Origin of the sequence: Roseomonas sp. CECT 9278 (assembly GCF_918698155.1) — a bacterium.
Lineage (GTDB): Bacteria > Pseudomonadota > Alphaproteobacteria > Acetobacterales > Acetobacteraceae > Neoroseomonas.
The window spans coordinates 1-23,156 of record NZ_CAKKLX010000037.1 but is presented as its reverse complement, the minus strand read 5'-3'; the positions used below and the strand labels follow the sequence as shown (position 1 = coordinate 23,156).

Annotated in this window: 24 protein-coding genes and 1 tRNA gene; 20 read left to right on the top strand and 5 right to left on the bottom strand. The window is 72.7% G+C overall.

Features of this window, described 5'->3' with window-relative positions:
- Positions 1-7: 7 nt before the first annotated feature.
- The 3 genes from LQ222_RS19680 to LQ222_RS19670 all read right to left on the bottom strand — a co-directional run bounded on the left by LQ222_RS19680 (position 8) and on the right by LQ222_RS19670 (position 3,017).
- Positions 8-1,543: an ABC transporter substrate-binding protein gene (locus tag LQ222_RS19680; protein WP_230168549.1), complete on the bottom strand. Its 1,536-nt coding sequence runs from the start codon at positions 1,541-1,543 to the stop codon at positions 8-10.
- A gap of 168 nt (positions 1,544-1,711) precedes the next feature.
- Entirely contained in the window at positions 1,712-2,749 is a 1,038-nt protein-coding gene (locus LQ222_RS19675; protein WP_256444048.1) for an integrase family protein, read from the bottom strand.
- Between the two features lie 178 nt (positions 2,750-2,927).
- Positions 2,928-3,017, bottom strand: a tRNA-Ser gene (locus tag LQ222_RS19670).
- 194 nt (positions 3,018-3,211) lie between these two features.
- Between LQ222_RS19670 and rplU the strand changes: the two genes are divergently transcribed.
- The 5 genes from rplU to LQ222_RS19645 all read left to right on the top strand — a co-directional run bounded on the left by rplU (position 3,212) and on the right by LQ222_RS19645 (position 8,107).
- Positions 3,212-3,529 (top strand): 50S ribosomal protein L21, encoded by a 318-nt coding sequence (rplU, locus tag LQ222_RS19665; protein ID WP_230168547.1) that lies wholly within the window; start codon positions 3,212-3,214, stop codon positions 3,527-3,529.
- A gap of 13 nt (positions 3,530-3,542) precedes the next feature.
- Complete coding sequence (gene rpmA / locus LQ222_RS19660) at positions 3,543-3,812, top strand: 50S ribosomal protein L27 (protein ID WP_230168546.1); 270 nt, start codon at positions 3,543-3,545, stop codon at positions 3,810-3,812.
- 280 nt (positions 3,813-4,092) lie between these two features.
- Positions 4,093-5,097 (top strand): GTPase ObgE, encoded by a 1,005-nt coding sequence (gene obgE, locus LQ222_RS19655; RefSeq protein WP_230168565.1) that lies wholly within the window; start codon positions 4,093-4,095, stop codon positions 5,095-5,097.
- A 263-nt stretch (positions 5,098-5,360) separates the two neighbouring features.
- Positions 5,361-6,911, top strand: coding sequence for a DUF1800 domain-containing protein (locus tag LQ222_RS19650; RefSeq protein WP_230168545.1), 1,551 nt, complete (start codon positions 5,361-5,363; stop codon positions 6,909-6,911).
- Complete coding sequence (locus tag LQ222_RS19645) at positions 6,908-8,107, top strand: DUF1501 domain-containing protein (protein ID WP_230168544.1); 1,200 nt, start codon at positions 6,908-6,910, stop codon at positions 8,105-8,107. Before LQ222_RS19650 ends, LQ222_RS19645 begins: the two co-directional genes overlap by 4 nt.
- 19 nt (positions 8,108-8,126) lie before the next feature.
- On the opposite strand, the gene LQ222_RS19640 is transcribed toward LQ222_RS19645, so the two are convergent.
- The gene (locus LQ222_RS19640) at positions 8,127-8,612 is read right to left on the bottom strand and encodes a DUF1269 domain-containing protein (protein ID WP_230168543.1); all 486 of its coding nucleotides are present in this window, start codon (positions 8,610-8,612) and stop codon (positions 8,127-8,129) included.
- A gap of 185 nt (positions 8,613-8,797) precedes the next feature.
- Between LQ222_RS19640 and proB the strand changes: the two genes are divergently transcribed.
- A complete protein-coding gene (gene proB, locus LQ222_RS19635; protein ID WP_230168564.1) occupies positions 8,798-9,925 on the top strand; it encodes a glutamate 5-kinase in 1,128 nt (375 codons plus the stop codon).
- A 1-nt stretch (position 9,926) separates the two neighbouring features.
- Here proB and LQ222_RS19630 read toward each other — a convergent pair whose 3' ends face one another.
- A complete protein-coding gene (locus tag LQ222_RS19630; protein ID WP_230168542.1) occupies positions 9,927-10,244 on the bottom strand; it encodes a hypothetical protein in 318 nt (105 codons plus the stop codon).
- A 188-nt stretch (positions 10,245-10,432) separates the two neighbouring features.
- On the opposite strand from LQ222_RS19630, the gene LQ222_RS19625 reads away from it, so the two are divergent.
- From LQ222_RS19625 to LQ222_RS19560, 14 genes are all read left to right on the top strand, one after another.
- The gene (locus LQ222_RS19625) at positions 10,433-11,410 is read left to right on the top strand and encodes a tripartite tricarboxylate transporter substrate binding protein (RefSeq protein ID WP_230168541.1); all 978 of its coding nucleotides are present in this window, start codon (positions 10,433-10,435) and stop codon (positions 11,408-11,410) included.
- Between the two features lie 60 nt (positions 11,411-11,470).
- Positions 11,471-12,511 (top strand): amidohydrolase family protein, encoded by a 1,041-nt coding sequence (locus LQ222_RS19620; protein ID WP_230168540.1) that lies wholly within the window; start codon positions 11,471-11,473, stop codon positions 12,509-12,511.
- A complete protein-coding gene (locus LQ222_RS19615) occupies positions 12,508-13,194 on the top strand; it encodes a class I SAM-dependent methyltransferase (protein ID WP_230168539.1) in 687 nt (228 codons plus the stop codon). The genes LQ222_RS19620 and LQ222_RS19615 overlap by 4 nt, the downstream gene beginning before the upstream one ends.
- 40 nt (positions 13,195-13,234) lie before the next feature.
- The gene (locus LQ222_RS19610; protein ID WP_256444045.1) at positions 13,235-14,527 is read left to right on the top strand and encodes a glutamate-5-semialdehyde dehydrogenase; all 1,293 of its coding nucleotides are present in this window, start codon (positions 13,235-13,237) and stop codon (positions 14,525-14,527) included.
- Positions 14,524-15,267: a hypothetical protein gene (locus LQ222_RS19605; RefSeq protein WP_230168537.1), complete on the top strand. Its 744-nt coding sequence runs from the start codon at positions 14,524-14,526 to the stop codon at positions 15,265-15,267. Before LQ222_RS19610 ends, LQ222_RS19605 begins: the two co-directional genes overlap by 4 nt.
- A gap of 63 nt (positions 15,268-15,330) precedes the next feature.
- Positions 15,331-16,179 carry a 2-keto-4-pentenoate hydratase gene (locus LQ222_RS19600; RefSeq protein ID WP_230168536.1) on the top strand — a complete coding sequence of 283 codons (849 nt, stop codon included), beginning with the start codon at positions 15,331-15,333 and terminating at the stop codon, positions 16,177-16,179.
- On the top strand, positions 16,176-16,829 hold the full coding sequence (locus tag LQ222_RS19595; RefSeq protein ID WP_230168535.1) for a nicotinate-nucleotide adenylyltransferase: 654 nt from the start codon (positions 16,176-16,178) through the stop codon (positions 16,827-16,829). Before LQ222_RS19600 ends, LQ222_RS19595 begins: the two co-directional genes overlap by 4 nt.
- A 389-nt stretch (positions 16,830-17,218) precedes the next feature.
- Positions 17,219-17,812: a ribosome silencing factor gene (gene rsfS, locus LQ222_RS19590; protein ID WP_230168534.1), complete on the top strand. Its 594-nt coding sequence runs from the start codon at positions 17,219-17,221 to the stop codon at positions 17,810-17,812.
- A gap of 1 nt (position 17,813) precedes the next feature.
- On the top strand, positions 17,814-18,263 hold the full coding sequence (locus tag LQ222_RS19585) for a 23S rRNA (pseudouridine(1915)-N(3))-methyltransferase RlmH (protein WP_256444047.1): 450 nt from the start codon (positions 17,814-17,816) through the stop codon (positions 18,261-18,263).
- A gap of 40 nt (positions 18,264-18,303) precedes the next feature.
- Positions 18,304-18,981 carry an NnrU family protein gene (locus LQ222_RS19580; RefSeq protein ID WP_230168532.1) on the top strand — a complete coding sequence of 226 codons (678 nt, stop codon included), beginning with the start codon at positions 18,304-18,306 and terminating at the stop codon, positions 18,979-18,981.
- A 75-nt stretch (positions 18,982-19,056) separates the two neighbouring features.
- Entirely contained in the window at positions 19,057-19,920 is an 864-nt protein-coding gene (locus LQ222_RS19575) for an ion transporter (RefSeq protein WP_230168531.1), read from the top strand.
- Between the two features lie 52 nt (positions 19,921-19,972).
- Positions 19,973-21,517 carry a 2,3-bisphosphoglycerate-independent phosphoglycerate mutase gene (gene gpmI, locus LQ222_RS19570; protein ID WP_230168530.1) on the top strand — a complete coding sequence of 515 codons (1,545 nt, stop codon included), beginning with the start codon at positions 19,973-19,975 and terminating at the stop codon, positions 21,515-21,517.
- Positions 21,518-21,647: 130 nt separating this feature from the next.
- Positions 21,648-21,893 carry an AbrB/MazE/SpoVT family DNA-binding domain-containing protein gene (locus tag LQ222_RS19565; RefSeq protein WP_230168529.1) on the top strand — a complete coding sequence of 82 codons (246 nt, stop codon included), beginning with the start codon at positions 21,648-21,650 and terminating at the stop codon, positions 21,891-21,893.
- Between the two features lies 1 nt (position 21,894).
- On the top strand, positions 21,895-22,299 hold the full coding sequence (locus LQ222_RS19560) for a type II toxin-antitoxin system VapC family toxin (protein ID WP_230168528.1): 405 nt from the start codon (positions 21,895-21,897) through the stop codon (positions 22,297-22,299).
- The last annotated feature ends 857 nt before the right edge of the window (positions 22,300-23,156 follow it).

The window sequence follows — 23,156 nt, the reverse complement described above, 5'->3', positions numbered from 1 at the left end:
GCCGGGATCAACGCGGCCGGATCTCCACCGCCAGCACCTCCTCATCCGCCCGCGCCTGGAAGGTCAGCCCGGCCTGCCCCGCATTGACGGAGCGCAGGATGCCGACGCCGATGATCAGGTTCTCATCCACCACGTGCTGCACCAGGGCGCGCAGCTGGCGCGCCCGGTCGGCGTCATCGAGCGTCGCCCGCGCGCGCTGGATCGCCGTATCCGTCGCAGGCTGGCCGAGGCCGGTGAAGTTCAGCGCGCCCAGCCCCGGCACCGTGCCGGTCGAATGCAGCTGCGATCCGATCTGATAGGATGTCTCGCCGGTCAATGATCCGAAGACCGCCATGAACACCCCGTATTCGCGCCGGTTCCGCCGCGGCAGGAAGGTCGCCTGCGGCACCACCTCCACCGTCGTGCGGATCCCGATGCGCGCCCAGGCGCTCGCGGCCGCCTGGCAGATGCGTGGCGTGCGGGCGGGCGAGCAGAACAGGTTCAGACCGAAGCCCTGGCCCCAGCCGGCTTCCGCCAGCAGCCGCCGCGCCGTCTCCAGGTCCTGCGCCGGCACGGCGCGGTCCGCGATGGCGCCGAAGATGAAGGGCGGCACCGGCTGGTCGGTCGGGTCGGCGAAGCCTTCCATGATCTGGCGCGCAATGCCCTCCCGGTTCAGCGCCAAGGACATGGCGCGCCGCACGCGGGCATCCTTCATCGGGTTGCGCCCGCCGGCATCGATCCCCGGGGCATCGTCGCGCGCGACGTCGGGGTAGATGTTGACGGCGTAGATGGATGGCCCGGCGAACAGCGCGACGCGGCGATCGGACTGGATCCGTCCGATGTCCTGCAGCGGCACGTTGTTGATGAACTCGACATCGCCGGCGAGCAGCGCGGCGACGCGGGCCGTGTCGTTCGGAACCGGCACGAGGGACACTGTCTCCCAGGCGGCGCGCCGGCCCCAATAGGCGTCATTGCGCCGCATCATCAGCGGGGCGTTCGGCTGCCAGCCGGCGACCCGGAAGGGACCGGTGCCGATCGCCGCCTGGCCCGCGTTGAATTCGGGATTGCCCAGCTGCGCGACCGAGCGCGGCACGATGAAGATCTGCGTCAGGTTGGTCGGCAGCGCCGGCTGCGGCCCGTTGGTGCGGACACGGAAGTTGAGGTCGTCGACCACCTCGATCCCCGCCACGCCGGCCAGGTAGATCGTGTAGGGGTTCGGGTTACCGGGGACGTTGGGCACCCGCTGGAACGACGCCGCGACATCGGCCGAGGTCAGCGGCGCGCCGTCATGGAAGCGGACGCCCGGGCGCAGCCTGAACTCCCAGGTCGTATCGTCCACCACGCGCCAGGACTCCGCCAGCCCCGGGACCAGCTTCATCTCCGCATCGCGCGCCACCAGCGTGTCGTAGATGTTCCGCAGCGCGCCGGTATTGGCCAGGTTCAGCAGCCAGTGCGGGTCCAGCGTGGAGGGCGGCGCCTGGATGCCGATCCGGAGGTTCTGCGCGACCGCCGGCCCCGCCAGCAACAGCGACACGACCGTCAGCAGCTTGATCGTCTGGCGCATCGTCGATGTCTCCGCAGGTGCGGATGTGAGACTGCCATCAAGCCCGCATTGACGCACCTGCAAGTTTTTTGGGCGCGCGACCCAACCATTCGATGCTTCGGCGTCGCTGCCTCCTGCCACGGCGGATCGCTCTCTCATCCCAGCGGGATGCCCTTCTAGGGGGGCAGGTCACCACGAGCGCCGCGAGGCCCGCAGGTCGTGCGGCGTCACCCGCGCCGCCCAATCGCCACCCATCCGCTTCCATGGCGCCGCCATGGTCGTGGGCGGGATCGGCGACCTCGCCCTGATGCCGCTGCACACGAACGGGCCGCGCGCCACCGCCTGCATCCGCCGCAGCACCGTCACGGCCGCCGGCGACAGCGGGCCGACAGGCGCCCCGCACTGCTTGGTCCTGGCCGCAGCGATCGCCCACAGCGGCTCGGCCCCATCGAGGGCGAACTCGCTCCATTCCGCGCAGGTCGCCTCGGAATGGCGCACCCCGGTCACGACGATCAGCCTCAGCGCCCCCGCCCCCGCGCCGCTATGCTCGGCCAGCGCCGTCCAGAAGATCGTGACCTCATCGCCGGCCACGAACCGAGGATGCTCGACCGGGCGCACCTTGCTCGCCGCCGGCAGCGCATGGCGCAGAACGGACCAGGAAGCCAGGTTCTTGAGCGAGGCGTCGCGCTGACCGAGCGCCTCGGCCCGCTCGATCGACTGCGCCAGCAGCATCCGCATCTTGCGGCCGCGCTGCGGCGTCCGCGTCCGGATCGGCTGCCGCCACGACACGACCTCCGCCGCGGTCAGCGTCGCCAGCGGTCGCGACCCGATACCGCCCTCGGCGAGGTTCATCGTCCGCGCAAGGCTCTCGTTCGCCGTGATGGTGCTCGCCCGCCATGCCGGCTTCTGCGCCTCGATGAACTCCGACATGCCATCGCCGACCGTGCGCCCCTCGCGCTGCTGCTTTCGAGCGAAGGCCAGCTTCTCGATCATCGGGTCCCGTCCCTCGGCGAGCATGGTCCGCGCCTGCGCCGCCAGTTCGCGCGCCCGGGCGAGGCTGACGGCCCGGAAACCGCCCAGGCCGAGCCACCGCTCGACCCCGCCCGCGCCCCGGACCTTGTATCGCAGCAGCCAGGAGCGCGACCCGCGCGAGGTCGCTTCGCACGAGACGCCGCCCTGGTCGCCCTTGGGGGCCGGGCGAAGGGAGGCGACCGCCTTCGCGGTCAGTCAGTTGAGCACCGGAGGGATGGAGGTCCGCTTCGGGGACAGGGTTCCCTAACCCTCGGCGGCGCCCCGCGCTCTGGCCGACGCTCAGATGCGCGGCGCCGCCGAGGCCCGGAATGTTCGGCTTTCAGCGGGTGACAGCCAGTGGTTGGAGAGCCGTTTGCCGGGGTGGCCGGGGAACTGGCGGAGAGGGTGGGATTCGAACCCACGGTACAGTTGCCCGTACTTCGGTTTTCGAGACCGACCCGTTCGACCGCTCCGGCACCTCTCCGACGGGGTGGCGGCTATAATCCGCCCGCGCGCCGCACGCAACGCCCCGTGTGCCGCCTCCATGGTTGACGCCCCGCCCACCCCCCCGCTATACGCCCGCTCTCCCGGCGGGGGGCCACCTTCGCCGCATTCGCTTTTGCCCGCCCGCCCCCGGCCTCCGGCCCAAGGGGCAGCGGGAAACATCCAGGGCCTGTCATGACCTACGCAGTGATCCGCACCGGCGGCAAGCAGTACCGCGTCACCCCGAACGCCACCCTGTTCGTGGAAAAGCTGGACGCCGCGCCGGGCACCACCATCACCTTCAACGACGTGCTCTGCGTCGCGACGGAAGCCGGCCTGACCATCGGCGCCCCCACCGTTGCCGGTGCGTCGGTGACGGCCGAGGTCGTCGCCCAGAACCGCGGCGACAAGGTCCTGATCTTCAAGAAGCGCCGCCGCCAGAACAGCCGGCGCAAGAATGGCCATCGCCAGCACCAGACGGTGCTGAAGATCGCCACCATCTCCGCGGCGTAAGGACACCAACCCCATGGCACACAAGAAGGCAGGCGGCTCCTCGCGCAACGGCCGCGACAGCGCCGGCAAGCGGCTCGGCGTCAAGCTGTATGGCGGGCAGACCGTCAATGCCGGCTCGATCATCGTGACCCAGCGCGGCACCAAGATGATCCCGGGCGACAACGTCTATGCCGGGCGCCAGCACTCCCTGCACGCCAAGGTCGATGGCCGCGTCACCTTCGTGCGCCGCGCCGAAGGCCGGGTGCACGTGACCGTCACGCCGGCCGCCCTGGCCGCCGAGTAACGCCAACCGACAGCGCGTCGCGACGGCGGGGGCCTCAGGGCCCCCGTTTTCGTTTCGCGCGGACGAATTTCGGTCGCAAGAATCCCCGTCTGCTCTCTGGAGCCGTTTCCGTTCGCTTTGGCTCACTGAAACGGCTCGAGGCCATTGTTTTTGCGGGCATCTTTACCCGTCCAAACGAGCCCGTTTGAACAAATGCTGCTCCAGTCACTTGTCTTTGCGAGCATCCCTACCCGCTTGAACGATCCCGTTCGAACGGGTGATGCTCTGGGCCACAAGCACCATGAAGTTCCTCGACGAAGCCAAGGTCTGGATCAAGGCGGGTGACGGCGGCGACGGCGTCATCGCCTTCCGGCGCGAGAAGTTCATCGAGTACGGCGGCCCCGACGGCGGCAAGGGCGGCAAGGGCGGCGACGTGGTGGCCGAGGCCGTGGACGGCCTCAACACCCTGATCGACTACCGCTACGCGCAGCACTTCAAGGCCCGCAAGGGCGGCAACGGCGCCGGCCAGGACCGCAGCGGCGCGGGTTCGGACGATGTGGTGCTGAAGGTCCCCGTCGGCACCCAGATCCTGGCCGAGGACCGCGAGACCCTGATCGCCGACCTCGACACGCCCGGCGCGCGCGTGGTCATCGCCAAGGGCGGCGATGGCGGCCACGGCAACGCGCATTACAAGACCAGTACCAACCGCGCCCCGCGCCGTGCCGACAAGGGCTGGCCCGGCGAGGAACGCTGGCTCTGGCTGCGCCTGAAACTCATCGCCGATGCCGGCCTGGTCGGCCTGCCGAATGCCGGCAAGTCCACCTTCCTGGCCGCCGTCAGCGCGGCGAAGCCCAAGATCGCCGACTACCCCTTCACCACGCTGCACCCGCAATTGGGCGTGGTGCGCCTCAACGCCACCGAGGAATTCGTCCTCGCCGACATCCCCGGCCTGATCGAAGGGGCGCATGAAGGGGCCGGCCTGGGCGACCGCTTCCTCGGCCATGTCGAACGCTGCGCGGTGCTGCTGCACCTGATCGACGGCACCCAGGCCGACCCCGCCGGCGCCTATCGCACCATCCGCGCCGAACTCGCCGGCTATGGCGGCGGGCTGTCCGACAAGCCGGAGATCGTCGCGCTGAACAAGCTCGATGCCATGACCGCGCAGGCCAAGGCCAGCCGGGTGAAGGCGCTGGAACGCGCCTGCGGCCACCCGGTCCAGGTCATCAGCGGCGCCACCGGCGAAGGCGTGCCGGCCATCCTGCGCGCCCTGGCCGACACCATCGCGGCGAATCGCCGCACCGACTGACCCAGCGGCACGAGCTTCTGCCTCCTGCCGAGCGCCCGAATGACCGCGTTCGCGCACCCGGCGTCGCGCCGCAAGCGTTCCTTCGTCCGGATGCCGCGAAAGCCGGACACTTGCCGCCATGCCATGCTCGGCATACCCGGCTCCCGGCAGTCGGCCAGGCTGGCTGTTTGAGCCCCGGACCGACGAAAGTGGTCGCGCCTGCCGCGCCACGCCTGACGCCTTCGTCATCGCCATCCGCACCCCGCCTGCGATAGTCTCGCACCATGCCCGCGCTCGGAGAGGACGCCGCCCGCCGCCTGCTCAACCGCGCCGCCTATGGCGCGCGGCCGGGTGATGTCGCCGCCGTCGCGCGGCTCGACCGCGGCAGCTGGATCGACGCCCAGCTCGCCCTGCCCGCCGACCACGCCGAGGTCACCGCCGCCCTCGCCGCCGCGACCATGCCGATCCGCTACGTCGCCGGCCCCGGCGAGCAGATGGTCGACGAACACCGCCCGCTTTTCGCGCTGGCCATGACGCCCGAGCAACGCTGGGCCATGGCCGACAACCGCCTCCCGATCGCCTGGCCCGAGCGCGACCGCCCGCGCCTTGAACTCTCGGCCGCAACGCTGCTGCGCAAGGTGCTCGCGCCGGACCAGCTGCGCGAACGCCTGGTCGAATTCTGGCACGACCACTTCAACGTCGCCGCCCAGGCCGGCCCGCAGGTCTCGGTCAGCCTGCCGGGCCACGATGCACGCATCCGCGACCACGCGCTGGGCAACTTCGCCGCCTTGCTGGAAGCCGTGGCGACCAGCCCGGCGATGCTCGCCTATCTCAACAACAACGCCTCGCGCGCCGGCGCGCCGAACGAGAATTTCGCCCGCGAATTGCTGGAACTCCACACGCTCGGTGCCGCCGCCTACCACCCCGGCGCGCGGTCCTGGCGCGACATTCCCGGCGCCGACCAGGGCACCCCCGCCGGCTATTTCGACGGCGATGTCTGGGAAGCCGCGCGCGCCTTCACCGGCTGGACCATCGCCGCCGGCCAGCGCATCGATGGCGGGCGCACCCTGCCCCGCGCCGGCGAATTCGCCTATGTCGAACGCTGGCACGATGGCTACCAGAAGCGCGTGCTGGGCGAGGAATTCGCCCCCTTTGCCCCCGCGCTGGCGGATGGCCGCCGCGTCATCGCGCTGGCCGCCACGCATCCCGCCACCGCGCGCCACCTCTGCGGCAAGCTCGCGCGCTTCTTCATGGGCGACACCGCCCCGCCCGCCGTGGCCGCACGCGCCGAAGCCGCCTTCCTGCGCCACCGCGACGCACCGGACCAGATCGCCCGCACCATCCGCGCCCTGCTGGATGGGCCGGAGGCGACCGACCCCGCGCTGGGCCGGGTGCGCCGCCCGCTCGATATCGCGGCCGCCGCGGCGCGCGCGCTCGCCATCCCGCTGTCACCCCAGGCGCCGCTGCTGGCCCAGATGGGCAATGCGGGCCAGACGCTGTTCGGATGGCCCTCGCCCGATGGGCAGACGCTGGATGGCGCGCATTACCTGGGCGGTGGCGCGCTGCGCGCGCGCTGGACCATGCTGCTGGGCCTGGCGCAGAACTGGTGGGGCACCGGCGCCTCACCGCTGTATCCCGCCCTCGCCGGCCGTCCGACTGCCGAAGCGGCGCGCGAGGTCGCGCACGCGCTGGTCGGCGATGCCGCGCCGGCCGTGGCGCAGCGCCTGGCCAGCGCCTGGTCGGTGGACCGCCGCCCCGACCGCTTGCGCAACCCGCAGGACGCCGCGGCCCTCGCCGGCATCGCCCTGCTCGCACCGGGGTTCCAGACCACATGATGGCCCGCCTCGGACGCCGCGCGCTGCTGCGGGCGGGCCTCGCCACCGCCGCGCTTCCCGGCCTGCGCGGCATGGCCTTCGCCGATCCCGCCGGTGCGCCGCCGCTGCTGGTGCTGGTCTTCCTGCGCGGCGGGATGGATTCGCTGCATTTCCTCTCGCCCGCCGACGACGCCGGTTTCGTCGAGATGCGCGCGGCCGAGTTGCGGACGCGCGCCGACGGCGCCGGCGCCGGGCATCGCCTCGATGCCGTCGGCGGCATCGATTTCCGGCTGCATGCCGAAGCGGGCGGGCTGGCGGAGATCTGGCGCGACCGGCGGCTTGCGCTGTGGCCCGCCGCCGGCGTGCCGGAAGCCACCCGCAGCCATTTCGAAGCCCAGGCCCTGATGGCCGGTGGCCGCGGATCGCGCCAGGATCCGCGCACGGCCCAGGGGTGGCTCGCCGCCTGGACGGCGGCGCTGGCCGGCAATGCGCCAGGCCCCGCGGCCATCGCCGGCCAGGGCGGGCTGACACCCGAGCTGACCGGCCTGGCGCGCGCCCTTGCCGTGCCCAGCCTCTCGGGCGGCCTCGCGCTGCCGGGCGGGCGGCTGGGCGCGGCGGCGCTCGAGGCGCTGCATGCCGGCGGGCAGGACATCGTCTCGCGCGCCGTGCGCGGCGCGATCGACGACATGCGCGCGCTCGATGCGCTGCTGCCGCGCGATGGCGAGGGCCGAATCGCGGCCTATCGTCCGTCCAATGGCGCGGCCTACGGCCCGGCGGGCGCCTTTGGCGCCGCTCTCGCCACCGTGGCGCAGGCGGCGAAGCTGCATCCGGGCCTGGTGGCGGCGCAGGTCGACCTTGGCGGTTGGGACACCCATGACGGCCAGTCATGGCGCATGACCAACCTGGTGCGGATGCTCTCGCGCGGGCTGGCGGCACTGGATGCCGACCTGGCGGACCTGCCGCGCCGCTGGACCGTGCTGGTCGCGAGCGAATTCGGTCGCCGCCTGCGCGCCAATGCCAATGGCGGCACCGACCACGGTCGCGCCGGCACCGTCATGGCCTTCGGGCGTGGCGGGTCGCTCGGCGGGCATTTCGGCGCCTGGCCGGGCCTGTCGCGCGATGCGTTGGAGGATGGCGTGGACCTGCGCGTCGCCGAGGATTACCGCGCGGTGTTCCGCACGGTCATGCGGGACCTGTCGGTGCGGGCGCCGGCCTGACCCGGCGCCCGCGACCCGTTCAGGCGCCCTTCAGCGCGTCCCGCAGCTTCTGTTCCTGTTCGGTCGTCATGTTCGTGCGCAGCACCGTGCCGCCGAACTGCGCCATCGCCGGCAGCACCTTGTCCGCGGTCACCTTGCGGACCAGCACGCACAGCGCCGCCTGGCCGGGCGTGAGCGATTCCGCCGCGCTCTTCATGAACTTGTCGTCGATGCCCACATCGGTCAGGTAGCCGCTCAGCGCGCCCGCGCCGGCACCGGCGGCGGCGCCCAGCAGCGGGTTCAGGAACAGCAGCCCGATCAGCGTGCCCCACATCGCCCCGCCGGCGGCGCCCGCCGCGGTGGTGTTGATCAGCTGGTGCAGCTTGACCGACCCGTCCGCCAGGCGCTCCGCGATCACCGCGTCGCCCAGCTCGATCAGGTATTCCTTCTGCAACTCCATCAGCTTGGCGCGCGCCGCTTCCGCCGTCTTCTCGTCCGGGTAGGCGACGATGATGAGGTCCGCCATGGTGGTCTCGCTCCTGAAAATGGGGTGCGTGCGTGCCGCGCCCGCCGCTGGCGACACAACGCCCCCGGCGCAGCATCGTTGCCGCCGCGCGCACGATAGGCCGCCGCGCGGCCGGGGCAAGCGACAAGACACGGACAGGCGTCCCGCCTTCAGGCCGCCCGTCCCGCGTGCTACAGCCCCGCGCCATGATCGACCCCGCCGCACCTTCCCTCGCGCAGGCCAAGCGCATCGTCGTCAAGATCGGCTCCGCCCTGGTGGTGGAGGAGGCGACGGCCGCGCCGCGCACGGCATGGCTTGCCTCGGTCGCCGCCGATGTGGCGGCGCTGCGCGCGACGGGCGCCGAGGTCGTGGTGGTCTCCTCCGGCGCGATTTCGCTGGCGCGGCGGGCGCTGGGCCTGACGCGGCGCGCGCTGCGGCTGGAGGAAAAGCAGGCCGCCGCCGCGGTCGGGCAGATCCGCCTGGCCGGCGCCTGGCAGGATGCACTCAGCGCGCACGGCATGAACGCCGCGCAGCTGCTGCTGACGCTGGAGGATTCCGAGGACCGCCGCCGCTACCTGAATGCGCGCGCGACGATCAGCACGCTGCTCGGTCTTGGCTGCGTGCCCGTCATCAACGAGAACGACACCGTCGCCACGGCCGAGATCCGCTTCGGCGACAACGATCGCCTGGCCGCGCGCGTGGCCGAGATGATCAGTGCCGACGCGCTGGTGCTGCTGTCGGACATCGACGGCCTGTACACCGCCGACCCGCGGCGCGACCCCCATGCCGCGCATATCCCCACGGTCGATCGCATCACCGACGACATCATGGCGATGGGCGGCGATCCGCCACCCGGCTATTCCTCGGGCGGCATGCGCACCAAGCTGATCGCGGCGCGCATCGCCACCGGCGCGGGCTGCGCGATGGCGATCGCACTCGGCAAGCGCGACAATCCGCTGGCGGCGCTGCTCGATGGCGCGCGCTGCACCTGGTTCCTCGCGGCGCCCGAGGGGCGCACGGCGCGCAAGCGCTGGATCGCGGGCAGCCTCGCGCCGCTCGGTTCGCTCATGGTCGATGCGGGCGCGGCGCGCGCACTCGCGCGCGGGTCATCGCTGCTGCCCGCCGGCGTGCGCGCGGTGGAAGGCAGCTTCGAACGCGGCGACCCGCTCAGCGTGCGCGACGAGGCGGGGCGCGAAGTGGCGCGCGGCCTGTCGGCCTATGATGCCGAAGCCGCGCGCCTGATCGCCGGTCACCGGTCCGAGGAGCTGGAAGGCATCCTGGGCTGGCGCGGGCGCGACGAGATCATCCACCGGGACGACCTCGTGCTGCTGTAGGTCAGCCGCGCGGCGCGGGGATGTGGCGCACGGTCTGGTTCTCGCCCGAGCCCTCGACCACCGCGATGAAGTTGCGGGTGGACGGCGCCGGCGGGGTCGGCAGCGCGACCGAGACGTTCGAACCGTTGCCGGTCACGACGGACCCCGGCAGCGTGACGCCGGCGGGACGCTGGCCGGCATAGGCGACGGTCGCGTTCTCGCCATTGCCCTCGACATAGGCCTGCGAGGCGGCGAGCCATTCATTCGCGTGCACGGCGGGGGCGGCGAAGGCGATGACGGCGGCGGCCGCGGCGGCGCCGAAGAAGATGTTGCGGGTCATGTATCGTATTCCTTGTGCTGCGTGACGGTGGACGTGTCCGATCCATCACTACGCCAGCGCAGGTGGGATGGTTTCGCGCCGCATTCCAATAGCCGCGCGCTATGACCACGATAGCCGCCGCTGTTCGACCTGCCGCCGATCGTGCGATGCTTCAGCCAATCGCGATTGACTCCGGGAGACGACACACCATGACCATGCTGGCGTTTCGCCGCCGCGGCCTGCTCGCCGCCGCCGCGCTGCCGCTCACGGCGCCTGCCCTCGCGCTGGATGGCTTTCCGTCCCGCCCGCTGCGCCTGGTCGTCGGCTTCACGCCAGGCGGGGCGACCGACATCTCCGCCCGCGCCATCGCACCGAAAATGAGCGAGGCGCTGGGCCAGCCCGTGATCGTCGAGAACCGCCCCGGCGCGGGCAGCAACATCGCCTCCGAGGTGGTGGCGCGCAGCCCGGCCGATGGCCACACGCTGCTGCTCGCGACGCTCGGCGCGCTGGTGGTCAGCCCGATGGTGGTGCGCCTGCCGATCGACCCGGCGCGCGACCTGGTGCCGGTGTCGATCGCAGTGGACCTGTTCAACATCCTGGTACTGCCGATGGATCGGCCGTGGCGCAGCGTGGCGGAGCTGGTGGCCGCGGCGAAGGCGGCGCCGGGGCGCCTTTCGTATGGCACCAGCGGCATCGTCGGCGGGCCGCATCTGGCGGGGCTGCTGTTCGACCGCATGGCGGGCATCGAGACGACGCCGGTGCATTACCGCGGCGGCGGGCTGGTGGTCACGGACCTGCTCGCGGGGCGCGTCGACTTCTCCTTCGCCACCGCGGCCTCGGTGCTGGCCCAGGTGCGCGAGGACAAGCTGCGCGCGCTGGCGGTACCGCACGCCGCCCGATCGCGCCTGATGCCGCAGATCCCGACCGTCGCGGAATCCGGCGTGCCGGGCTTCGACGTGCCGTCCTGGTACGGCGTGCTGGCACCGCGCGGCACGCCCGATGCCGCGATCGCGCGCCTCAATGCCGCGATGCGCGTGGCGCTGCAGGATGCCGAGGCGACAGCGGTGCTCAATCGCAACGGGCTGGAGCCGCGCTGGACCACGCCGGCGCAGATGACCGCGGCGCTGGCGGCCGAACGCACGACCTGGGAACCGATCATCCGCGAGAGCGGCATCCGCATCGAGTAGCGCGGTAGACGGGCGCGGCGTGGCGTGCGACTGGCGCCGCACGCCACCGAGGATGCCCTCATGCGCCTGTCCCGCCGCTCCATCCTTGCCGCGAGCCCGGCCGCCGCGCTGCCGGTGCAGGCCGTGGCGCAGGCCATCCCCAAGGTGGCGCTGGAAGAACACGTCATCACGCCGGGGCTGCAGCCTTACCTCGAACGCGCCTTCCCGCCGACACCGCGCGCTGCGCGCGAGGCCATCATCGCCCGCCTGGCGGATTTCGGGGACCAGCGCATCGCCGCGATGGATGCGGCGGGCGTGGATGTCGCGGTGCTGTCCATCTCCGGCCCCGGCGTGCAGATCGAACCCGATGCGCGCCTCGCGACACGCCTCGCCGCCGAGGCGAATGATGCGCTGGCCGCGCAGATCGCGCGGCGCCCGGCGCGCTATGCCGGCTTCGCGCACCTGGCCATGCAGGACCCGGCCGGCGCGGCGGCGGAACTCGAACGCTGCGTCCGCCAGCTCGGCTTCAAGGGCGTGCTGGTGAATGGCCATACCAATGGCGTGTATCTCGATGACCCACGCCACGACGTGTTCTGGGAACGCCTGCAGGCGCTGGACGTGCCGCTGTACCTGCATCCGGGCGATTCCCACCGCATGCCCTTCGTGCTGGAGGGCTTCCCGGAACTGCAGAAGCCGGTCTGGGAATGGACCACCGAGACATCGTCCCACGCGCTGCGGCTGATCGTCTCCGGGGTCTTCGACCGCTTCCCGCGTGCGAAGCTGATCCTGGGCCACATGGGCGAGGCGATCCCGTATGAGCTGTGGCGCCTGGACAGCCGCTACGCCTTCACCGAGACCCATCGCCGCGTCGCGCGCAAGCCGTCCGAATATGTGCGGCAGAATTTCTACGTCACCACGTCGGGCCAGTTCGACAACGTGCCGCTGATGGCCGCCGTGGCCGCGATGGGGCACGGGCACGTACTGTTCTCGATCGACTACCCGTATGAATCCTCGGACGATGCCGCGCGGTTCATCGCGGCCGCGCCGCTGGGCGACGAAGCGCGCCGGGCCGTGGCCGGCGGCAATGCGCGGGCGCTGCTGCGGCTGGCGGCCGCGCCATGATCCCGCCCAACGCGCCCTTCTCCGACCCCGAGGCCGTCGCGCGCTACACCGAGATGCCGCCACGTTTCGTGCCGGGCCTCGATGCGCTGCATCGCATGGCGACGCTGCTGCTCGCGGAACGCTGCGCGGCCGATGCGCGCATCCTGGTGCTGGGTGCGGGCGGCGGGCTCGAACTGAAGGTCTTCGCGACCGCGCAGCCGGGCTGGCGCTTCGCTGGCGTCGATCCTTCCACCGAGATGCTGGCGCTGGCGGGACGTACGCTCGGCCCGCTCGCGGCGCGCGTCGATCTGCATGCAGGCTACATCGACACCGCGCCGCCCGGCCCCTTCGATGCCGCGACCTGCCTGCTGACGCTGCACTTCCTGCCGCCCGCGGCGCGCGTGCAGACCCTCGCGGCGCTGTTCGCGCGGCTGAAGCCCGGCGCGCCGCTGGTCGTGGCGCATCACAGCTTCCCGCAGGCGCCGGAGGAAAAGCCGGTCTGGCTGTCGCGCTTCGCCGCCTTCGCGACCGCCTCCGGCGTGGCGGCCGAGACCGCGCAGGGCGCCGCCGAGGGCATCGGCCGACAATTGCCCGCACTGTCGCCCGAACAGGATGCCGCGTTGCTGGCCGACGCCGGCTTCGTCGATGTCAGCCTGTTCTACGCGGCGTTGACCTTCCGCGGCTGGGTGGCCTATCGGCCGTGATGGCGCGCCGGTCCTTCTCCCGAAGGCCCGCGCACGCCACATGCACCCGGCATCGGAGCACCCCGCCGTGAACGCCATCGCCCAGGACGCCGCCCGCCTGCTCGACACCGCCGCCCGCGCCGCCCGCGCGGCCGCTGCGGTCATCGCGCGCGCGCCGTCGCCGGCGAAGGATCTGGCGCTCACGCAGGCCGCCGCGGCACTGCGCCGGAACGCCGCCGCGATCCTCGCCGCCAATGCGACCGATGTCGAAGCGGCACCCGGCCTGACCTCCGCCTTCCGCGACCGCCTGACCCTCACCCCCGCGCGCATCGAGGCGATGGCGGTGGGCCTGGAGGAGGTCGCCGCCCTGCCCGACCCGGTCGGCCGCGTGCTGGCGGAATGGACGCGGCCGAACGGCCTGGTGTTCCGCCGCGTCGCGCAGCCGCTCGGCGTGATCGGCATGATCTTCGAAAGCCGGCCCAACGTGACCGCCGATGCCGCCGCGCTCTGCCTGAAATCCGGCAATGCCGTGATCCTGCGCGGCGGCAGCGAGAGCACGCGCTCCGCCGCCGCCATCCATGCCTGCCTGGCCGAGGGCCTGCGCGATGCCGGCCTGCCGGATGCGACCGTGCAGATCGCCCCCACCGCCGACCGTGCCTTCGTGGGGGCCATGCTGCGCGCGGCGGGGCTGATCGACCTGATCATCCCGCGCGGCGGCAAGGGCCTGGTCACGCGCGTGCTGGAGGAAGCCCGGGTGCCGGTGCTGGCGCATGCCGAGGGGCTTTGCCACACCTACATCCACGAAGCCGCCGACCACGCCATGGCGCGCAGCGTGCTGGCGAACGCCAAGATGCGCCGCACCGGTGTGTGCGGTTCGACCGAGACGCTGCTGATCGACGCCGCCGTGGCACCCACGCTGCTGCCGATGCTCGTGGCCGACCTGCACGCGCTGGGCTGCGATTTCCGCGCCGATGACCGCGCGCGCGCCATCGTGGCGGACCTGCCCGCCGCGACCGAGGCCGACTTCGCCACCGAATGGCTCGACGCCATCCTGTCGGTGAAGGTGGTGGATGGCGTGGCCGATGCGCTGGACCACATCCGCCGCTTCGGGTCCGAACACACCGAGGCGATCATCACGCAGGACGAAGCCGCCGCGCGCGACTTCCTCGACGGCATCGATTCCGCGGTCGGGCTGTGGAACGCCTCGACGCAGTTCTGCGACGGCGGCGAGTTCGGCTTCGGCGCCGAGATCGGCATCGCCACGGGCCGCATGCATGCACGCGGGCCGGTCGGGCTGGAACAGCTCTGCACCTATCGCTACCAGGTGGTCGGCACGGGCCAGATCCGGCCATGAGGCTGGCGGCCGCCGCCTTCGCGCTGGTGGCCATTGCCGCACCGGCGCAGGCGGCCTGCCCGCAGGTGGCGGAGGTCGCGCGCTTCGCCCGCGCCTTGCTGGAACGCCGCGTGCCACAGCCCTGGGCGGCCAGCACCGACCCCGCCTGCGCGCAGCAGCGCCTGGCCGCGATGCTGGCGCAGCCCTGGGGCGACATCGAGGGCATCGCGCTGGCCGCCGACATCGTGCCGCCGCTGCGCGGCGCGCTGTTCCACGCCAATTTCCGCGCGCGATCCGGCGCCACCATCGAGGCCGCCTACGCCGCGCGCCCGGCCATCGCCCCGGCCCTGCTGCTGACCATGGGCGACGCGGCGGTCGCGACCGTCGCGCCCTTCCTCGTGCTGCTCGACCTCGCGGCGATGCCGGGCGGGATGGATGCGGCGTCGCGCCGGGCGGGCAATCTGGGCGTGCGGCTCGGCGTGGTCGGGGCGGCGGTGCCGCTGCGCGATGCCGCGATGCTGGCCGCCGGCGCGACACTGCAGGCGGATCACAGCACGATGGCGGCCACGCTCGGCCTCGCGACGCCGCCGGCGGCGCTGCTGGCGGCGCTCGCGCAAGACCTCGCCGCCGAGGGCCGCCCCCTGCGCGCCGGCGACCAGGTCGCGCTGATGGGCCCCGCCGCGCCGATCGCCCCGCGCCCCGGCGAGACCTGGCGGCTGTCGGTCGAGGGCCTGGGCGACGTGGTCGTGGCCTTCCGCTGACGCGCCCTTCCCGTCCGGCCCGCCGCGCCGGTAGCATCGCGTCCCGTCGGAGGAACGATTCCCATGCGCCGCCTGCTGCTCGCTGCCCTGCTGGCCCTGCCCGTCGCCGCGCAGGCGTGCCCGTCCCAGGACATCATGGATGGCGTGGCGGACAACCTGATCGCCAACCGACCGACACCGCCCATCGCCGGCCTGCCCACGCTGGAGGCCGGGCATTGCGCGCAGGAGCGCCTGGTCGCGGCGCTGGTGCCGCATTGGGGCAGCATCGTCGGCTGGAAGGTCGGGCTGACCAGCGCGCCGGTCCAGCAGCGCTTCGGCGTGAACCAGCCGCTGCGCGGCATGCTGATGCAATCCAGCATCAGCCTGCGCGACGGTGCCGAGGTGCCGGCCCGCTTCGGCGCCGTGCCGGTGATCGAGAGCGACCTGCTGCTGCGCGTGCGCGATGCCGGCATCAATGATGCCGGGCGCGACCATGTCGCGATCCTGCGCCACCTCGATGCCGTCATTCCCTATATCGAATTGCCCGACCTGGTGCTGACCGGCGGCTTCACCGGGCCGCAGCTGCTCGCCATCAATGTCGGCGCGCGGCTCGGCGTCATGGGCACGCCGATCCCGGTCGAGGCCACGCAAGCCTTCGCCGACCGGCTCGGCAGCATGGTGGTGACGATGGTCGATGATCGCGGCCAGGAGCGTGCGCGCGCGACCGGCACCGCCGCACTCGGCCATCCGTTGAATGTCATCGCCTTCCTGGTGCGGGACCTCGCGTCGGATGGCATGCGGCTGGAGGCCGGGCAGGTGATCTCGGTCGCGGGCTATTCGCCGACGCTGCCGCTGGAGGCCGGGCGCACCTATACCGTGCGCTACGAAGGGCTGGCGGCGGCACCGGTCAGCGTGAGCGTCCGCACCCGGTGACGCCCGGCCGCTTCGGCGATCGGCGGCGGCGGCGCATCGGGCTGCTGGGCGGTTCCTTCAACCCGGCGCATGCGGGGCACCGGCATGTGGCGGACCATGCGCGTCGCGCGCTGCGGCTGGACGAGGTCTGGCTGCTGGTCTCGCCGGGCAATCCGTTGAAGCCGCGCGCGGGCATGGCGCCGCTGGCGGAGCGGCTGCGATCGGCCCGGCGCATCGCCGATGGGCGCCGCGTGATCGCGACGGATATCGAACGCGCGCTGGGCACGCGCTTCACCGCCGATACGTTGCGGCTGCTGCGCCGGCGCTTCCCACGCGCGGACTTCACCTTCGTGATGGGTGCCGACAACCTGGTGCAGTTGCCGCGCTGGAAGGGCTGGCGCGGGATTGCGCGGCGCACGGCGCTGGCGGTGCTGCCGCGGCCGGGCTTCACGCGGGCCGCGCTGAAGGGCCAGGCGGCGCAGGTGCTGCGCCGGCACCGGAGGGCGCCGGGGGAGGCGCGCGGCGATGGGGCTCGGAGCGCGATTCGCACGGAAAGGTTTGCGCCGCACGCGCCTTGGTGCTTGGTTCCGGCCCGAGAGCACGCCGCCTCCGCCACCGCCATCCGTGCGGCGCAGGCCAGGGGCGGCACGCGCGACAGGAGGGGGCCATAGCCCGCACGCCGAAGACCGAGACGACGACGCCTGCCGCCAAGGCGGCCGAGCCGAAGGCGAAGCTCGCGACACCCAAGGCCAAGGCCGCCTCGCCGAAGGCGAAGGCTGCGGCGCCGAAGACCAGGGCCGCGCCGCCGAAGACCAAGGCTGCGGCGCCGACGGCGAAGGCCGCCGCGCCAAAGGCCAAGGCTGCCCCGCCGGCGGCGAAGGCCGCTGCGCCGAAGGCCAAGGCGGCCGCGTCGAAAACCAAGACCGCCGCGCCGGCGGCGAAAACTGCCGCGCCGAAGGCGAAGGTCGCCGCGACGAAGACCAGGGCTGCCAAGACAGCGGCACCGAAGGCCAAGGCCGCCGCACCCAAGGCCAAGGCAACCGCGACGACGACCAAGGCCGTGCCGCCGCCGAAGGCCAGGACAGCAGCGCCCAAGTCCACCACCCCCGCCGCGCCCAAGGCCAAGGCCACCGCCACGCCGGCGCGCGCGGCCAAGCCTGCCGAGGCCGCGCCCCCCGCCGCGAAGCCCCGCGCCACGGCAGCGACCCGCACCGCCAAGGCCGCGGCCCCCGCCAAGGCCGCGCCCAAGCCCGCCGCCCCGCGCCCCACCCGCACCAAGAAGCGCGAGAAGCTCCCGCCCGACCGCCTCGCGCTGCTGGTCGATGCGGCGATCAAGTCGCTGGAGGACGACAAGGCCGAGAACATCATCCTGCTCGATGTCACCGGCCGCGCGGACTATGCCGACCGCCTGATCATCGCGACCGGCCTGGTCGAGCGCCAGCTCCAGGCCATGGCGACCCACCTGGACGAGGCGCTGGCCGAAGCCGGCCTGCAGCTGCGCCGCGACAACATCCAGGCCTCCGCCGATTGGGTGCTGATCGATGCCGGCGACCTGGTGATCCACCTGTTCCGGCCCGAAGCGCGCGAGTTGTATCGCCTCGAACGCATGTGGGGCCCGGAAAGCCCAGGGGCGGCCGACGTCACGCCCGCCTAGGATCCTCGCCGTCGGGCGCATGAAGCCGGGGCCGGAGGCGACGCTGTATGCGCATTACGCCGCCCGGCTGCGCCCGCCGCCCGAGGTCACCGAGATCCCGGAGGCGCGCGGTTCCGCCGCCGAGATCCGCCGCCGCGAAGGCACCGCGCTGCTGGCGGCGCTGCCCGCCGATGCGCTGGCCGTTGCCCTCGACCTCGGCGGCGAACAGCCCGACAGCGCCCGCTTCGCCGCGCTGCTGGCGCGCTGGGACGAGGCCGGGCGCGCGCCCTGCTTCCTGGTCGGCGGGGCGGAGGGACTCGATCCGGCCGTGCTGGCACGGGCCGACCACCGAATCGCCCTCGGCCCCATGACCTGGCCGCATTTCCTGGTGCGCGGGATGCTGGCCGAACAGCTGTATCGCGCGCAGGCGATCCGGCAGAACCACCCTTATCACCGCGCCTGGCGGCCATGATGCTGGACGCCGGGCGTGCCGCGCGGCGAGACTGCGGCGCATGATCCTGCTGATCCTCGCGGCACTGCTGTGGGTCTTCGTGCATGTCGGCGTCTCCGGCACGGCGCTGCGCGATGCCGCCGTGGCGCGGCTGGGCGAGCGCGTGTTCGCGTTGGCCTTCTCGGTGGGGTCGGTGATGGCCATCGGCCTGCTGGTGGTGGCCTGGCAGGGCGCGGCGACCACCCCGCTGTGGTTCGCGCCGGCCTGGCTGCGCCTGGTGCTCGCCGTGCTGATGCTGCCGGCCTTCGTGCTGTTCGCCTGCTCGCTGATCGGCAACCCGACCGCGATGGGCGGCGCCGGCCTGATCGCGCAGGGGCCGCGCGGCATCCAGCGCGTCACCCGCCACCCGATGCTGTCGGCCTTCGCGATCTGGGCGGCGGTTCACGCGCTGGGCAATGGCGACACCGCGGCGCTGGTCTTCTTCGGCGCCTTCCTGGTCACCGCGGTGGCGGGCATGCCCTCGATCGACGCCAAGATGGCGCGGCGCCATCCGGACACCTGGCCCGGCTTCGCCGCCGCCAGTTCGATCATCCCCTTCGGCGCCATCCTGGCGGGGCGGAACCGGCTGGTCGCGCGCGAGATCGGCTGGGTCGCGCCCCTGGCCGGGCTGCTGGCCTGGGCGGCGCTGCTGCATGCCCATCGCCACATCTTCGGCGTGCCGGCGCTGATCCTGCGCTGACCCGCGGCTTGAGCGCCGCGCGTCCCGGCCCTATGTGCCGCGCCGACGGGGCATCAGCGGGGATTCGGGGACAACATGCAGGAAGTGCTCATCGCCGAGGACACGGCGAACAGCCCGCGCGCGCGCGTGGCGCGCTTCGTCATGGCCGCGCCCTTCCAGCGCAGCATCATCGCGCTGATCCTGCTGAATGCGGTCACGCTGGGGCTCGAGACCTCGGACGCCATCATGGCGGATTGGGGCGGGCTGCTGCACGCGGTGGACAATGCGCTGCTCTATGCGTTCACGGCCGAGCTGGCCCTGCGCATCTACGCCTTCCGCGGCCGCTTCTTCCGCGACCCCTGGGGCATCTTCGACCTGGTGGTGGTGGGCATCGCCTGGATGCCGGCGACCGGGCCGCTGAGCGTGCTGCGCGCGCTGCGGGTGCTGCGCGTCATGCGCCTGGTCTCGGTGGTGCCATCCATGCGCAACGTGGTCGAGGCGATGCTGGCCGCGCTGCCCGGCATGGGATCGATCGTGCTGCTGATGCTGCTGATCTTCTACGTCTTCGCGGTGATGGGCGCGAAGCTGTTCGGCGCCGACCTGCCCGAGCAGTTCGGCGACCTCGGTTCGTCGCTGTTCACGCTGTTCCAGCTCATGGCGATGGATGATTTCGGCAATATCGTGCGCCAGGCGATGGAGAAGCAGCCGCTGGCCTGGCTGTTCTTCATCCCCTTCTCGATCGTCGCCACCTTCGTCGTGCTGAACCTGTTCATCGGCGTGATCGTCGAGAGCATCCAGACCCTGCGCGAGGAACGCGTCAGCGCCGATGCGACGGCGGCCCAGGCGGCCTCGGACGCCGCCGCCTCGGCCGCCCATGCCGACCAGGTGATGCTGCTGCACGAAATCCGCGCCCTGCGGGCCGAGGTCGCGGCCTTGCGCGCGGAGCGCGCCGGGGGTTAAGCCGGGCGGAGCGCGCCGGGGCCACGCCCGCCCCGGGATCCAGGACCCCGCCATGCCCGCCAGCCGCCCCCGCCCCGTCATGCTCGTCATCCTCGACGGCTGGGGGTGGCGCGAGGACAGCGCGGACAACGCCGTGCGCCAGGCGCGCACGCCCGCCTTCGATGCGCTGTGGTCCACCTGCCCGCACGCCTTCCTGCGCACCTCCGGCGCCGATGTCGGCCTGCCGGACGGTCAGATGGGCAATTCCGAGGTCGGGCACCTGAACATCGGCGCGGGCCGCGTGGTGATGCAGGACCTGCCGCGCATCGGCGCCGCCATCGCGGATGGGTCGATCGCGTCGCTGCCGGCGCTGACCGGGCTGGTCGCCGCGCTGAAGCGCACGGGGGGCACCTGCCACCTGATGGGGCTGCTCTCGCCCGGCGGGGTGCATTCCCACCAGGACCATGCGGTGGCGCTGGCGCGCATCCTGTCCGGCGCCGGCATCCCGGTCGCGATCCATGCCTGGACCGATGGCCGCGACACGGCCCCCCAGGCGGCGCCCGACTTCCTTTCCCGGTTCGAAGCCGACATCGCGCCGCTACCAGGCGTGCGCATCGCCACGGTCAGCGGCCGCTACTTTGCGATGGACCGCGACAATCGGTGGGACCGCGTGTCCCAGGCCTACAACGCCATGGTGGTCGGCGACGGCGCGCACGCCGCCACGCCGCAGGCCGCCATCGCCGCCGCCCACGCCGCCGGCAAGACCGACGAATTCATCCCCGCCAGCATCGTCGGCGACTATGCCGGCATGGCGGATGGCGACGGCCTGCTGTGTTTCAACTTCCGCGCCGACCGCGTGCGCGAGATCCTCGCGGCCCTGCTCGACCCCGGCTTCGACGGCTTCGCCCGCGCCCGCGCCATGCGCTTCGCCGCCGCCGCCGGGCTCACCGAATACAGCGCCGCGCTGAACCCCTTCCTGCGCACGATGTTCGCCCCGCAATCCATGGCCGACATCCTCGGCGCCACGGTCGCTGCCGCGGGCCTCACGCAACTCCGCATGGCGGAGACGGAAAAATACCCCCACGTCACCTACTTCCTGAACGGTGGCGAGGAGACGCCCTATGCCGGCGAGGAGCGCATCATGGTGCCCTCCCCCAAGGTCGCGACCTATGACCTCCAGCCCGAGATGTCCGCGCCGGAACTGACCGGCAAGGCCGTCGTGGCCATCGCCGCGGGCGCGCACGACCTGATCGTGCTGAACTTCGCCAATGCCGACATGGTCGGCCATACCGGCAGCCTCGCCGCCGCAACGAAGGCGGTCGAGGCGGTCGATGCCGGCCTCGGCCGCATCGCGGATGCCATCCGCGCCGCCGGCGGTGCCCTGTTCGTCACTGCCGACCACGGCAATGCCGAGATGATGCGCGACCCCGCCACCGGCGGGCCGCACACCGCCCACACGACCAATCCCGTGCCGGCCCTGCTGCTCGGCGCGCCCGCCGGCACCACCATCGCCGACGGGCGGCTCGCGGATATCGCGCCGACCCTGCTCGGCCTGCTTGGCCTCAAGCAGCCGGCCGCCATGACCGGAACTTCGCTGCTGCGCGTTGGGCGTGGCTGACCGGCGGCAAGCCGCGCCGCTCCCTCTGGCGGCGCCGCACGGCGCAGGCGCCGCCATGGTCCACTGGAAACCAGCCGGCGGATACCCTAGGTAATACCACACGATCCATCAGGTAATACCGGAGCGCGCGATGGCGACGACCGTCACCACCAAGGGCCAGGTCACCATCCCGAAGACCGTGCGCGATTTGCTGGGCATCGTCCCCGGCAGCCGCGTGACCTTCGAGGTCGGCGACGACGGCCGTGTCCTCCTGCGCAAGGACGCTGCGCGCGGCCACGGCACCACGCCTCCAGGCCGCTTCGCCCGGCTGCGCGGCAGTGCCGCCATGGGCATGAGCACCGACGAGATCATGGCGCTCACCCGCGGCGAGGCGTGAGGTGACGCTGGTCGACACCAACGTGCTGCTCGACCTGGCGACCAACGACGCCGAATGGGCCGACTGGTCGCAGCGCCACCTCGAAGCCGCCGCGGTGCGCGGTCCGCTGCACATCAACGACGTTGTCTACACCGAGCTATCGGTCGGCTTCCCACGGATCGAGGAACTCGACGCTGTCCTGGCGGCGGCGCAGATCGAGACGGCGCCGATCCCGCGCGAGGCGCTGTTCCTCGCCGGCAAGGTGTTCCAGCGCTACCGCGCCGGCGGCGGCAGCCGCGCAGGCGTCCTGCCGGACTTCTTCATCGGCGCGCATGCCGCGGTCGCCGGCCTGCCCCTGCTGACGCGCGACCTGCGGCGGTATCGCACCTATTTCCCGACGCTTGCGCTGGTCGCGCCCGGCGGCTGACCCCGATGGCATTCGCGCGGCAACCCAGGACCGGCAGGGCGCATGGGAAACGCTACCGGGCACTGGGCGTGGCCGCGTTGCTGCTCGCCAGCCCGGCCGCCGCCCAACCCACCCGCGAAGCCATCCAGGATGCGCGGCGCACCGCCGAGGCCGAACGCGCCGCCGCCGCCGAGGCCGCCCGCCTGGCGCGCGAAGCGGCCGAGCTCGAACGCGGCCTGGCCCGCCAGCGCGTCGCCATGGCCGACCGCGCGCTGCGCGCCGACGCCGCCCTCGATGCGGCCCAGGACCGCGAGCGCGAGGCCTCCCTCGCCGCCATCACCGCCCGCGCCGAGGTCGAACGGCGCGCCGCCGCCCTCGCGCCCCTCATGCCGGCGATGCGCCGCCTGTCGCTCTGGCCGGTCGAAACCCTGCTGGCCGTGCCCCTGCCGCCGGAGGAAGCCCTGCGCGGCGCCTTGGTGCTGCAGGGCATCGCCCGCCAGGTCCGCCGCGACGTCGAAGCCCTGCGCGAAGCCGACCAGGAGGCCTCCCGCCGCGCCCGCCAGGCCGCCACCGAGGCCGCCCTGGTCGCCGGCGCACGCACCGAGGCGCTGTCCGCCGCCCGCGCCCTGGACGCCGAGATCGCCGCCGCCCGATCGCGCGAGGCCGAGGCCCGCCAGGCCGAGCGCGACGCCGGCCGCCGCGCCCAGGACGCCCTGGCCCGCGCCGCCGACCTCGCGGACATGCTGGCCCGGCTGGAGCGCGACCGCGCCCGCGAAGCCGCCGCCCAGGCCGCCCGCGACCGCCCCGAGGCCTGTCTCCTATACAAATCCCCGAACCCACCAGACTAGGCATGAACGCGTATGCCGTCTTCTGCCTGA

Coding starts and splice junctions, on each gene's coding strand:
- LQ222_RS19680 (WP_230168549.1), bottom strand. CDS start 1,543: ATGCGCCAGACGATCAAGCTGCTGACGGTCGTGTCGCTGTTGCTGGCG.
- rplU (WP_230168547.1), top strand. CDS start 3,212: ATGACCTACGCAGTGATCCGCACCGGCGGCAAGCAGTACCGCGTCACC.
- rpmA (WP_230168546.1), top strand. CDS start 3,543: ATGGCACACAAGAAGGCAGGCGGCTCCTCGCGCAACGGCCGCGACAGC.
- obgE (WP_230168565.1), top strand. CDS start 4,093: ATGAAGTTCCTCGACGAAGCCAAGGTCTGGATCAAGGCGGGTGACGGC.
- LQ222_RS19650 (WP_230168545.1), top strand. CDS start 5,361: ATGCCCGCGCTCGGAGAGGACGCCGCCCGCCGCCTGCTCAACCGCGCC.
- LQ222_RS19645 (WP_230168544.1), top strand. CDS start 6,908: ATGATGGCCCGCCTCGGACGCCGCGCGCTGCTGCGGGCGGGCCTCGCC.
- LQ222_RS19640 (WP_230168543.1), bottom strand. CDS start 8,612: ATGGCGGACCTCATCATCGTCGCCTACCCGGACGAGAAGACGGCGGAA.
- proB (WP_230168564.1), top strand. CDS start 8,798: ATGATCGACCCCGCCGCACCTTCCCTCGCGCAGGCCAAGCGCATCGTC.
- LQ222_RS19630 (WP_230168542.1), bottom strand. CDS start 10,244: ATGACCCGCAACATCTTCTTCGGCGCCGCCGCGGCCGCCGCCGTCATC.
- LQ222_RS19625 (WP_230168541.1), top strand. CDS start 10,433: ATGACCATGCTGGCGTTTCGCCGCCGCGGCCTGCTCGCCGCCGCCGCG.
- LQ222_RS19620 (WP_230168540.1), top strand. CDS start 11,471: ATGCGCCTGTCCCGCCGCTCCATCCTTGCCGCGAGCCCGGCCGCCGCG.
- LQ222_RS19615 (WP_230168539.1), top strand. CDS start 12,508: ATGATCCCGCCCAACGCGCCCTTCTCCGACCCCGAGGCCGTCGCGCGC.
- LQ222_RS19610 (WP_256444045.1), top strand. CDS start 13,235: ATGCACCCGGCATCGGAGCACCCCGCCGTGAACGCCATCGCCCAGGAC.
- LQ222_RS19605 (WP_230168537.1), top strand. CDS start 14,524: ATGAGGCTGGCGGCCGCCGCCTTCGCGCTGGTGGCCATTGCCGCACCG.
- LQ222_RS19600 (WP_230168536.1), top strand. CDS start 15,331: ATGCGCCGCCTGCTGCTCGCTGCCCTGCTGGCCCTGCCCGTCGCCGCG.
- LQ222_RS19580 (WP_230168532.1), top strand. CDS start 18,304: ATGATCCTGCTGATCCTCGCGGCACTGCTGTGGGTCTTCGTGCATGTC.
- LQ222_RS19575 (WP_230168531.1), top strand. CDS start 19,057: ATGCAGGAAGTGCTCATCGCCGAGGACACGGCGAACAGCCCGCGCGCG.
- gpmI (WP_230168530.1), top strand. CDS start 19,973: ATGCCCGCCAGCCGCCCCCGCCCCGTCATGCTCGTCATCCTCGACGGC.
- LQ222_RS19565 (WP_230168529.1), top strand. CDS start 21,648: ATGGCGACGACCGTCACCACCAAGGGCCAGGTCACCATCCCGAAGACC.